This is a genomic window from Pseudomonas sp. LB1P83 (assembly GCF_054897885.1).
On record NZ_CM142709.1, the window covers coordinates 4052203 to 4065857 of the forward strand.

Here is a 13655-nt window from a genome sequence, read left to right on the forward strand (position 1 = left end):
TGAGAAGTCGACTACACCGCCGCCTGTTGCAGACAATGCTCGACCAGCGCTTCCAGCTCCGCCTGATAGTGCTGCATCAAGGTTTCGATGGTGCTCGGGCGATAACGTCGGGTGCTGTAGATGCAGCGCATCGACAACTTGCCGTCAAACACCTGGCCGACCACTTCCAGCCAGTTGCCCAGCCCTGCTTCGAGGCTGTAGGTATCGCCGATTCCCTCTTCAGCCGGCATCAGCATCGCCTGCTCATCGAAGGTCTGGTCGAACTGCCCCAGGTAGTTGAAGGTCAGCCGCGCCTGAGGCAATGCCGCGAGTTGCGCCTGCACGGGATTCTCGGCCATGTAGCGCAATGCGCCGTAGCCGACACCTTTGTGCGGCACACCCGCCAGTTGATCCCGAACGGCGGCGATGGACGCACCAAAATCCTGTTCCACCACGGGCGCCAGACGCACCGGGTACATGCTGGTGAACCAGCCCAGGGTACGACTCAAGTCCAGGCCTTCGACCAGATCCTCACGGCCGTGCCCTTCGAGTTGCACCAGCACCGAAGACGCTTCGCTCCAGCGGCACAGCACGCGGCTCAGGGCCGTCAGCAACAAATCGTTGATTTGCGTGCCATAGACCGCAGGCGCCTGTTTGAGCAGTTGCCCGGTGCGTGTTGCGTCCAGGCCCATGAAGGTCTCTTCGCGGTAACGCACCTGGTTTTTGCCCCGCAGGTTGTCGCATGGCAAGTCCTGACCCGGTTGATCGAGCTGTTCCAGCCAGTAACCCAGCTCGCTCTCAACCAGCATCGGCACCTGCGCCGCCAGGCCATCGGCCCAGGCACGATAGCTGCTGGTGCGCACATCCAGCACCGGCTCACGGTTCTGGCTGAAGGCTTCATAACCGAGTTGCAAGTCCTGCAACAGCACACGCCAGGACACCGCATCGATCACCAGGTGATGAACCACCAGCAGCAAGCGCACCTCGCCGTCCGGCAGGCTCACCAGCATGGCTCGCAACAGCGGACCTTCAGCCAGGTTCAAACTGCGTTGCGCCTCATTGGTCAGCGCCTCCAGTTGCGCGACGTCACTGACGTCACGCTGCCACAGCAACGGGTTCTGCTCGGCCAGGCGCAAGCTGTCCTGCACCGATTGGTAGTGCTGGAACCAGCGACCGCCATCCTGGAAGAAGCGCAAGCGCAGGGAGTCGTGCTGCTCCAGCATCCGCTGCAGCGTGCGCTCCAGTGCCCGGGCGTCGAGCCCTTGGCGGGCGCGTAACATCATGGCCTGGTTGAAGTGGTGCGGTTCGCTCATCTTCTCGTCGAAGAACCACGCCTGAATCGGAATCAGGCCAAAGGCACCGGCCTGGGCCACATGGGTGGTATCCGGCGCCAAGGCAGCCTGGGCGACCACGTGCTGATCGAACAGATTGCCAATGGTCTGGAAGCGCATCAGGTCACGCAGTTTGATGTCCAGTTTCAACTCAGGGTGGTTACGCGCCTTGGAGATCACTTGCAGGCTGAGAATCGAATCACCGCCCAACTCGAAGAAATTGTCGCTGATCCCTACTTGCTCCACTTGCAGGACATCGGCCCAGATCTGCGCCAGCAACGCCTCTTCAGCGGTGCGCGGCACCACGTAACGCTCGGCCTGGAATTCAGGTTCCGGCAAGGCTTTGCGATCAAGTTTGCCGTTCGGTGAAATCGGCATGCGCGCCAGACAGATCACCTGCAGTGGCACCATGTATTCCGGCAACTGCGCCCGCAGCGCGGACTTGAGGCGATCACCCGCATCGTCTTGCGCACTGACCACGTAGCCGATCAGCTGCTTGCCGGAAACGCCGTCACGGGCAATTACCACGGCATCGCTGACGCCGTCCTGGGCCCGCAAGCAGGCCTCGATTTCACCCAATTCGATACGAAAGCCACGGACCTTGACCTGATGGTCGACACGCCCGACGTAATCGAGGATGCCATCGGCGCGCAAACGCACCAGATCGCCACTGCGATACAACCGGCTACCCGGCTCGCCGAACGGGTCCGGCACGAAGCGCTCGGCGGTGATTGACGGGCGACCGTGATAACCCCGGGCAACCCCGTAACCGCCAATGTGCAATTGCCCGGACAAGCCTTCCGGCAACGGATTGAGATCATCGTCCAGGACCCACAACGAACGCTGACCGACCACCCGTCCGATCGGCGCATAGGCCGCCGCACACGCTTCATCGTTGGCCGCCTTCCAGAGCATCGGCGTGACCACCGTTTCTGTCGGGCCGTAACCGTTGGTGATGTATTGCGGACGCAGTACTCGGCGCACCTGCGCCAGCGTCTGCTCCGGCACGGCATCCCCGCCCAGGCAATAGATACGCACCTGTGGCGCGCTCATGCCGCTGCCTTCAACGTATTCGGCCACCTGTTTGAGATAGGCCGGCGGGAAGCAGGCGATATCGATCGACAGGTTCTGCAACGCGTGGCTAGTCTGCTCCGGCGTCCACAGTTCATTGTCACGCAGCACCAGCGTGCCACCGAACGCCAGCGTGGTCAGCCAACGCTCGTGGGCCCCGTCGAAGGCGAACGACATGAAGTGCAATTCGCGGGTCGTGTGGTCCATCTCATACAACTCGCGGATCGCCTGGCAATGCATGCTCAGCGGTCCATGGGTCACCGCCACGCCTTTGGGCACACCGGTGGAGCCGGATGTGTAAATCAGATACGCCAGGCTTTCTTCCCAAACCTGCACCGCCGGGGCGCTGTCGGGATACTGATGAGCGTCGAAATGGTCAAGATCCAGCAGCGGCAGCTCGGCTGGCAACGGCAGGCGCAGGGCCGCCGTCCCACGGCTGATCATCTGGGTCATGCCCGAGTCTTCGATCATGAAAGCCAGACGTTCGCTCGGGTAATCGATGTCCAATGGCACATAGGCCGCGCCGCTTTTGAGTACCGCCAGCAACGCCACCAACATGTCGAGCGAACGCTCCAGCGCCACACCGATCACCACTTCAGGTCCGGCACCGATGGCCATCAGGTGATGGGCCAGTTGATTGGAACGACACTCCAGGTCGGCGTAGCTCAGGACCTGCCCGGCACACTCTGCCGCCACTGCGTGCGGACGCGGAACCACGTGCGCCGCAATCAATGCCGGAAGCAGTTCACGACGATGGACCGCTTGCGGTTCCCCACCCCACTGTTGCAACGCCTGCCATTGCTGCGGCGCCAGGCGTGGCAGGTTACCGAGCCGTTCAAGCGGCGCATCGAGCATCGCTTGCAGGGTCATTTCCATGGTCTGGCGAATCCGCTCGACCGCTTCGACACTGAAACGATCCCGCAGGAACAGGTACTCGATCGACAGTTCTTCGCCGAGGTGTACCGCCAGGTCCATCGGGAAGTTGGTCACGTCGTGGCTGGCCGAGGCGCCAAAACGCAGCCCGCCTTGAGCCTGTTCCAGACGCTGGTCGATCGGGTAGTTTTCGAACACTATGATGCTGTCGAACAACGGCTGGCCGCCCTGCCCCGACCAACGCTGAATATCCGCCAGCGGCGCGTGGGCGTGCTCGCGCAGGTCAAGGTTGTAGGCTTGCAAGCTGCCCAGCCATTCATTCAGGCGTTGAGCCGGTTCCAGGGTCTGGATCACCGGCAAGGTGTTGATAAACAGCCCGAGCATGCTGCCGGCATTTGGTAAACCTTCCGGACGCCCGGCCACCGTGGCGCCAAACGCCACGCTGTGCTGACCGGTGTAGCGCTGCAACACCAGCAGCCACGCACCTTGAATCAGCGTGTTGGCAGTGATGCCCTGGGCGCGGCAATGCTGTTGCAGCGTCGCGGTCTGTTGCGCATTCCATTGGGTGTACAGGGCCTGGTGCCCGTGCTCCGTGGAGTCATGACGCGGGTGCATGGCCTGACTGAGCGCCGTCGGTTCGGCCAGGGTCTTGAGGTGGCCTTTCCAGAATTGCTCCAGGCGCCCCTGATCCTGATCCTGCAACCACGCAATGAAATCACGATAACGTCCGCTCTCGCCTTCCACCTGCCCGGTGGCGTAATGCTGCAGGACTTCACCGAATAGCTGCGAACTGCTCCAGCCGTCCATGAGGATGTGGTGGCTGGTCCAGATCAACTGATACTGATCGGCCCCGGTGCGCACCAGCCGCGTGCGTTGCAGCGGCATACGGTTCAGTTCGAAACCCTTGACCCGCTCCAGACGCGCGAACTCGGCCAGTCGGGCTTCATCCATCGGGCCGTCGACCGCTTGCAGATCAACCACCCCCTGACGATGCACCACCTGCACCGGCGAGGCTTGGCCATCCTGCCAATGGAACGAAGTGCGCAGAATCTCGTGACGCTGCACCACGCATTCCCACGCCGCGCGAAAGCGCTCGATGTCGAGGCCTTCCACCGACAAGTTCAGCTGATTGACGTACAGGTCGTTGCCATCGTCGGACAGGGTGTGGAACAGCATCCCCTGTTGCATCGGCGACAACGGGTAAACGTCTTCGATCTCCCGCACCGGCACCGACAAACCGTCCAGACGGGCCTGGCTCAATGCCGCCAACGGGAAGTCCGACGGAGTCAGTCCATGGCTGTCCGGCGCCAGGCAATGCTCGATCAGCAACGCCAGTTCCCGAGCGTAATCGTCGGCCAGCGCCTGCACCGTGGCGGTGTCGAACATCTGTTGGCTGAACGTCCAGGACAGGCTCAACTCACCGCCATACACCTGACCGTTGAGGGTCAGCCAGTTGCCCAGCGGGGCGAGGTCACTGAGTTCATCGCCGGCACTTTCACTGGCCGGAACGAACAACGCGGCCTCGTCGAACTGGCTGTCGAACTGGCCCAGGTAATTGAAGGTGATGCGCGGCATGGGCAGCGCGGCCAGTTGCTGACGCGCCGACTCGTTACCCAGGTAACGCAAGGCGCCGAAGCCAATGCCTTTGTTGGGGATCGCCCGCAGTTGCTCCTTGATCTGCTTGATCGAGTCATCGACCGTCGCTGACGGTGTCAAACGTACCGGGAACAGGCTGGTGAACCAGCCCAGGGTGCGGCTCAGATCCACCGCGTCGAACACGTCTTCGCGACCGTGACCTTCGAGCTGGATCAGGGTCGAGGCATCACCGGTCCAGCGGCAGATGACCCGCGCCAACGCGGTCAACAGCAGGTCGTTGACCTGGGTGCGATAAGCCGCTGGCGCCTGTTGCAGCAACTGACTGGTCAGGGCCTTGTCGAGTCGGGTCTGCACACTGTGCGCGTAGCGGTTTTGCAGGCTGGCGTCGGGACGTTCGCAAGGCAACGCCAGTGCCGCGCCTTGCAGTTGTTCAGACCAAAGCGCCAGTTCAGCGTCCAGGGTGCCAGCGTATTGCTGCAGGTGTTCGCCCCAGGTTTTGAAGGCGCTGGTCTTGGCCGGCAAGGCAATCGAACGGCCGGCCTGGACTTGGGTGAATGCGGTTTGCAGGTCTTCGAGCAACACGCGCCAGGACACGCCATCGACCACCAAATGATGCACCACCAGCAAAAAGCGCTGACTGTTGTCGGGCAAATCGAGCAACACACCGCGCAGCAGCGGACCGTTTTGCAGGTTCAGGCTGCGCTGGGCTTGCTGGCAGCTGGCTTCGAGGTCGCCGGCATCGGCCAGCGTGGTTTGCCACAACAATTTTTGACCGGCCTCCCGCGGCCGGTGATGGGCGGTCCAGCCCGACGCCGACTCGTTGAAGCAAAGGCGCAGTGCATCGTGATGCTGCACCAAGGCCTGTAGCACTTGCTCGACAGTATCGGCGCGCAGCTGAATGGACGGTTTGAGCAGCAGCGACTGGTTCCAGTGATGACGCTCGGGAATGCCGCCGGCAAAGAACAGCTGCTGCAAAGGCAACAACAGGGCTTCGCCGCTGACCGGACCTTGATCAATCGTCAGCGCGGTACTGCCCGGTTGCGCTACAGCGGCCAGGGCCTGCACGGTCTGGTGCTGGAAAAGATCCTTGGGCGTGAATTGGATACCCGCTTGACGGGCGCGACCGACCACTTGAATCGAGATGATCGAATCACCGCCCAATTCAAAGAAGTTATCCGTCGAGCTGACGCGCTCCAGGCGCAGCACATCGGCCCAGATCGCAGCGATGCGCTGTTCCATGTCGGTGCGTGGCGCCACAAAGCTGTGTTGCGTCAGGTTGGCATCCGGCTTTGGCAATGCCTTGCGATCCAGCTTGCCATTCGGCGTCAACGGCAACTGCGCCAGCAGCATCAGATGCGCCGGCACCATGTGTGCCGGCAGGCTGTCCTTGAGCCGGCTCCTGATGTCGTCACGCCACGCGACTTGCAGATGCTCTTCAAGCGGTTGCGTCGGCACCAGATAGGCCGCCAATTGTTTGCCGCTCGGCCCGGCATGCGCCAGCACCACCGCTTCGCGGACAGCGGCAAGTTCCAGCAAACGTGCTTCGATCTCACCCAACTCGATGCGAAAACCACGGATTTTCACCTGGTTATCCACACGACCTTGATAGTCGAACACGCCGTCCTTACGCTCGCGCACCAGGTCACCGCTGCGGTACAGCCGCGCCCCCGGCGCACCGAACGGGTCCGGGACAAAGCGTTCGGCGGTCATCGCCGGACGGTCCAGGTAACCCCGGGCCAGGCCCGTGCCGCCCAGGAACAACTCGCCCATGACGCCTTGAGGCAGTGCGTTCAAATCGTCACTGAGCACACAGGTACTGCGGTCACCGATGCGCGTGCCGATGGGCGCATAAGCCGCACCGCAAATGTCATTGCGGCCCGCCTTCCAGATCAGCGGCGTGACCACGGTTTCGGTCGGCCCATAGCCATTGATGATGTACTGCGGCGCCAGCGCTGCCCGTGCCCGTTCGAAGCTGTCGTTGGGCACGGCGTCGCCGCCGAAGCAGTAGATGCGCACTGCTGGCGGGTTGCCAACGTGCTCGGCGTGTTCGGCCAATTGCTGCAAATACACCGGCGGAAAAGCCGCCACGGTCACGCCGTGCTGCTGCATGGCGGTGTAGGTCTGTTCCGGGCTCCAGAGGCTGTCGTCGCGCATCAGCAGGCGCGAACCATGGGTCAATGGCGTCAACCAACGCTCGTGGGCACCGTCGAACGCGAACGACATAAAGTGCAGCTCGCAATCGTCCGGGGTCATTTCGTAGCGTTTGCCGATGGCTTGGCAATGCATCGCCAGTGGGCCATGGGCGACACACACGCCTTTGGGTTGACCCGTGGAGCCGGAGGTGTAAATCACGTACGCGAGGTTTTCGTCGTGAACGCTGGCCTGCGCGGCAGTGCCGGGGAAATCTTCGGTCGACAGTCGATCCAGTTCCAGTGCACGCAAACCATTGCTCAGGGGCAATTGCTGGCTCAACACCGAATCGGTCAGCAACAGCGCGATGCCCGAGTCTTCGATCAGGTAAGCCAGACGTTCACGGGGATAGCTGGCATCCAGCGGCACATAGGCGCCGCCAGCCTTCAGGACAGCCAGCAAGGCCACCAGCATCGATGGGCTGCGGGGCAAGGCCACACCGACACGAACTTCCGGCCCCACGCCTTCGGCGATCAGCAGGTGCGCAAGTCGGTTGGCCTGGGTGTCCAGCTCGCCAAAGCTGAGCACCTGATCGCCGCACCGAACCGCTTCACGGTCAGGCTGTTGCGCCGCGATCACGCCAATGCGTTGATGCACCGGCAGCGGATCAGTGCACGGTTGCGCGACATTGCTGGCGTGCAGACGCGCCTGTTCGGCGGCGCTGAGCAGCGTCAAGGCACCGAGGCGCACGCTGGCGGATTGGCAGAATTGTTCCAGCAACGAAGCCAGTTGTGCGTTCAGCCGAACAATCGCCTCCAGGCTGTAATGTTCCCGAGTAAAGCTGTAATGCAGCGACAGTGTCTGACCCAGGTTGACCCCCACGGTCAGCGGGTAGTTGGTCTGCTCTCGGGTGTCCACCGGGCCGAATCTCAAGCCCAGCGGCGCGCCCTGCTCCAGCGCTTCAGAAATCGGATAGTTCTCGAACACCAGCAGATTGTCGAACAGACCATCGCTGCCCTGCCCCGACCAGCGCTGAATGTCGGCCAGCGGCGTGTGCTCGAAGTCGCGCAGCGACAGGTTCAACGCCTGCACCGATTGCAGCCACTCGCTGACGGTCAGTTGCGGTTCGGGACGGGCGATCACCGGCAACGTGTTGATGAACAGCCCAACCTGTTGCTCGACGCCCGGCAAGTCGGCCGGACGCCCAGACACCGTGGCGCCGAACGCCACGGTCGACTGGCCGGTGTAGCGTTGCAACAGCAGTAGCCAGGCCGCTTGCACCAGGGTGTTGAGGGTAACTTTCTGCTCCCGGGCGAACTCGCCCAGGCGCAGTGTGGCGGTGGCATCGATCAAATGCTGATGCTGGTCATGTCCAGTGCCTATGCCCGGCGCCGAGCGGTCAGCCAGACCTTGAGCCAGGCGTGTCGGCTCATCGAGTTGAGCCAGTCGGGCCATCCAGAACCGTTCGCTGGCCTGGCCATCCTGACCTTGTAGCCAGGCGATGTAATCGCTGTAGCGCCCGACTGTCGCGGCCGGTGTCTGGCCGGCATAACGCTGGAGCACCTCGCCCAACAGCTGCGAGTTGCTCCAGCCATCCATGAGAATGTGGTGGCTGGTGTAGAGCAATTCGTACTGGTCGTCAGCGGTGCGTATCACCACCAGGCGCAACAGCGGCACCCGCGTCAGGTCGAAGGGCTGGTTGCGCTCGGCCTCGGCCAGTGCGTCCAGGTTGTCGGCCGGTTGCCCACGCCAGTCGTAAACGGTGAATGGCAGCTCGGCATGACGTTCGACGATTTGCAGCGGTCGGGCCTGTTCGCCGCCCCAGACAAACCGCGTGCGCAAGATGTCGTGCGCCTCCAGCGCCGCTTGCCAGGCCTGGCGGAAACGCTCGACATCCAGCCCTTGCACCGCGACGCGCATCTGGTTGATGTACTCGCCCGAATCCTGCTCATACACGCTGTGGAACAACATGCCCTGCTGCATCGGCGACAGCGGATAAATGTTATCGACAGACTGCGGATCGGCGACCAGCGCATCCAGTTGTTGCTGGTTCAACCCTGCCAGCGGGAAATCTGAAGGCGTGACGCCGCGATGGCGGGCATCGCAGCAGTGAGCGATCAGTGCGCTCAACTCGCTGGCATAGTCGTCGGCCAGGCGCTGAATCGTCGCCGGATCGAACATGTCGCGGCTGAATGTCCAGCTCAGGTTGAGCTCGCCGCCATAAACCTTGCCGTTGACGTCCAGCCAATTGGCCAGCGGTGCCTGAGGGCTCTGCTCGCGACCGGTGCTTTCACTGGCCGGCACGAACAGCGCCGTCTCGTCGAACTGGCTGTCGAACTGCCCCAGGTAGTTGAAGGTGATGCGCGGCACGGGCTGTGCCGCCAGGGTCTCACGGGTTCGGGCATCGCCCAGATAGCGCAACGCGCCGAAACCGATGCCTTTGTTCGGCACCGCGCGCAGTTGTTCCTTGACCGCTTTGAGCGAGTCGGCCAACGCGGTGGCCGGGGTCAACTTGACCGGGAACAGGCTGGTGAACCAGCCCACGGTGCGGCTCAGATCGATGTCGTCGAACAGCTCCTCGCGACCATGGCCTTCCAGTTGAATCAAGGCCGATGCCTGCCCGGTCCAGCGGCAGATCACCCGCGACAGAGCCGTCAGCAACAGGTCGTTGATTTGCGTGCGATACGCCGCCGGGGCCTGTTGCAGCAACTGACGCGTCAGGTTCGGATCCAGTCGGGTTTCGACACTCAGCGCCTGGGCGTTCTGCAAACCACCGTCCGGGTTGTCGCACGGCAGATCGACGGTGACGCCAGCCAGTTGCTCAGTCCACCAGTGCAGTTCGGGTTGCAAGGCATCGCCGGCATAAGTCTGGAGGTGTTCGGCCCAGGCCTTGAACGGACTGGTCTTGGCCGCGAGTGAGATTGCTTGACCGCTTTGCAGCTGCTCGCAGGCGCGCTGCAGATCTTCCAGCAGCACCCGCCAGGACACGCCATCGACCACCAGGTGATGGATCGCCAGCAACAAGCGCTGACTGCCATCGGCCAGCTCCATCAACACCGCGCGCAACAACGGCCCAGTCTCCAGGTTCAGGCTGCCTTGCGCCGCCTCGCACACGGCTTCGACTTCGCTGGCCTGCTGCAGCGTCACGCATTGCAGCAGCGTTTGGGCATTGCCCTCGCGGTGAGTCGCAGTCCAGCCGCCGTCGGTTTGAGTAAAGCTCAGGCGCAGGGCATCGTGGTGCAGCACCAGCGCCTGCAAGGCCCGTTCAAGGATGGCGGCGTCTACCGCGCCGGCCGGCTTGAGCAACAACGCCTGGTTCCAGCGCTGACGCTCGGGAATCTCGGTGGCGAAAAACCGCTGCTGGAACGGCAACAGCGGCGTGGTCCCGGTGATCGGGCCTTGCTCGATGCTCAGGGACGAGTCGCCCACCTGGACAACACGGGCCAGGCCTTGAATGGTCTGGAACTGGAACAAATCCTTTGGCGTGAGGCGCAGGCCCGCCTGACGGGCACGGCTGACCACTTGAATGGAGATGATCGAGTCGCCGCCCAGCGCGAAAAAGTTGTCGGTCACGCCGACGCGTTCCAACCCCAATACGCCCTGCCAGATCTCGCATAACTGCTGCTCGATCTCGTTGCCAGGGGCCAGGTAGGTTTGCTGCACCAGCGCTGCATCCGGTTTGGGCAGGGCCTTGCGATCCAGCTTGCCGTTGGGCGTCAGCGGCAAGGCGTCGAGGAACAGCAAGTGCGCCGGCACCATGTATTCCGGCAGATGTTCGCGTAGCGCCGCTTTGAGCACCTCACTCAAGCGCGCTTGTGCCTCGGCGTCACGGGTGACAACAGTTGGGACGATGTAAGCCACCAATTGCTGACCGCTCGCGCCGTCCTGAGCCAGGACCGCCAGCTCACGCACGGCGTCTTGCTGCAATAGCCGCGCTTCGATTTCGCCCAGCTCGATACGGAACCCGCGGACCTTGACCTGATGGTCGATACGCCCGACGTACTGCAAGTTGCCGTCCGCTTGATAACGGGTAAGGTCGCCGGTGCGATAGAACCGCTCGCCCGGTGCGCCAAACGGGTTGGGCAGGTATTTTTCCGCGGTCAGGCCGGGACGCGCCAGGTAACCCCGGGTGATCCCGGCACCGGCCAGGTACAGCTCGGCTGCGACGCCCTGTGGCACGGGTTGCAACTCGCCGTCGAGCACATAACTGGCGGTGTGCTTGAGTGGCCGGCCGATGCTCGGCTGACCGCCGGCGGTGCGGCGGGTCCAGGTGGAATAGGTGGTGTCTTCCGAAGGGCCATACAAGTCGTAGACGTGCTCGACGGTGGTGTGCTCATACAACGTGTCGACCAGGCTTTGTTTGAGCGGCTCACCGGCCAGATTGATGATGCGCACACCGGGTGGAATGTCACCGCTGCGCTGCAACGCGGCAATGGCCGAGGGCACGGTATTGATCAGGCGCACCTGATCGCGTGCCGGCAACTGCGCCAGCTCGAGGGCATTGCGGGCAATGATCAGCGACCCGCCATTGGCCAGGGTGACAAACAGCTCCCACACGGACAGGTCGAAACACACCGACGTGGAAGCCAGAACACCCTGGATGTCGTCACGGCTGTAGACCGATTTCGACCAGTCGATCAGGGCCAGAACGTTGCGATGGGCAATCGCCACGCCTTTGGGTTTGCCGGTGGAACCGGAGGTGTAAATCACATAGGCGAGGTTGTCCGCCTGCACCCGAGTGACCGGCGCCGTCTGCGGATAACCGGCAAAGTCGGCCTCGGCATTGTCCATCAGCAGCACATCGGTGCCGCTGGCGACCGACAGGCTCGCAGTCACCTCACGCTCGGTCAGCAGGCACAAGGCGCGGCTGTCTTCCAGCATGTAGGCCACGCGCTCGCCGGGATAGTCCGGGTCCAGCGGCACATACACACCGCCGGCCTTGAGTACCGCGAGCAATGCAATCAACAGGTTTTCCGAGCGCGGCATGGCGACGCCGACCCGCACTTCCGGGCCGACCCCGCGCTCGATCAAGGCATGCGCCAACTGATTGGCCCGGCCTTCGAGGGCGGCGTACGTCAGGTGACGCTCGGCGAACGTCACCGCCCGGGCGTCAGGCGTTGCAGCGGCTTGCCGGGCAATTAGCTGGTGAATGCACAGATCGCTGGCGAACGGTTCGTCCGCGCGGTTCCAGTCGCGCAACATCAATTGCTGCTCGGCCCCGTCGAGCATCGGCAATTCACCGACCCGTTGCTGCGAACTGGCCACGATGCCCTTGAGTAACGACTGCCAGTGCCGACCCATGCGCTCGATGGTGGCGGCGTCGAACAGGTCCGTGGCGTAAATCAGCGACGCCCAGACCCCTTCAGGCGACTCATGGGTTTCCAGGGTCAGGTCAAACTGCGCCGTGAGGCTGTCCCAATTCACGCTCTCGACTACCAGGCCCGGCAACTGCATGGCCTGACCGGTCTGTCGGGCACCGCTCTGATGGTTGAACATCACCTGAAACAACGGGCTGCGACTCAGGCTGCGCTCCGGTGCCAAGGCTTCGACCAATTGCTCGAACGGCAGGTCCTGATGCGCCTGCGCGCCCAGGGCCGATTGCTTGGCCTGGGCCAAAAGCGCGCTGAACGTCATGCTGCTGTCGATCGTCGCGCGCAAGACCTGAGTGTTGACGAAGAAGCCGATCAACCCTTCGGTTTCAGCGCGATTGCGGTTGGCAATCGGCACGCCGATACGGATATCGTCCTGACCGCTATAACGGTGCAACAAGGTCTGGAACGAGGCCAGCAGCAACATGAACAGCGTCACGCCTTCACGCCGGGCGACCTCCTGCAAGCCTTTGCCCAGTGCGCCTTCAAGCGGCAAGTCGAGTCGTGCGCCCCGGTAACTTTGCACCAGCGGACGCGGATGATCGGTCGGCAACTCCAGCACACCCGGATCGCGGCCCAGGTGCTCGACCCAATAGGCCAACTGACGCTCGCGCTCCCCCGCGTCCATCCAGCTGCGCTGCCACTGTGCGAAGTCGGCGTACTGAATCGGCAACGGCGCCAGCACCGCAGGCGTGCCGCGGACGAAACCGGCGTACAGTTCAATCAGCTCGCCGACCATCACCTGCATCGACCAGCCATCAGAAACGATGTGATGCTGGACCATCACCAACACGTGATCGTCCTCGGCCAGACGCAGCAAGCGGACTCGCAACAACGGGTCCTGTTCCAGGTCGAACGGTCGGGCGATTTCAGCCTCGATCAGACCGCGCAGTGCGGCCTCATCAATTGCCGGGTCCACCGCACGCACCTCAAGCTGCAGCGCAAACGGTGGATTGATAAGCTGAATGGCCCGGTCCTGATCTCCACGGGCAAAACCGGTGCGCAGGCTTTCGTGACGCTCGATCAGCGTATCGAAGCTGCGCTGCAGCACCGCCATGTCCAACGCTCCGCGCAATCGCAGCGCCGTCGGAATGTGGTACGCCGCGCTGTCCGGCTCCATCTGCCAAAGAAACCACTGCCGCTCCTGAGCATAGGAAAGCAACAGGGGCTCACCGGCAGTGCGCCGAAAAATCGGAGCAATGCCATAGAGGTTAATGCCCTGTTTGCCCAGTAGAATCGCCAGCGCCTTGCGTTTCTCGGGAGAGAGTGCGCCTACCGATTCAATCAACTGCTGCATGCCGTGGTC

1 protein-coding gene is annotated in these 13655 nt (G+C 62.8%); it reads right to left on the reverse strand.

What is annotated here, in order from left to right:
• Nucleotides 1-11: 11 nt before the first annotated feature.
• Complete coding sequence (locus ACYZTY_RS18680) at nt 12-13646, reverse strand: non-ribosomal peptide synthase/polyketide synthase (RefSeq protein WP_461954957.1); 13635 nt, start codon at nt 13644-13646, stop codon at nt 12-14.
• Nucleotides 13647-13655: the final 9 nt, after the last annotated feature.

What these genes read in the sequence shown, in the direction of transcription:
- ACYZTY_RS18680 (WP_461954957.1), bottom strand. Translation starts at nt 13,646, where the DNA reads ATGCAGCAGTTGATTGAATCGGTAGGCGCACTCTCTCCCGAGAAACGC.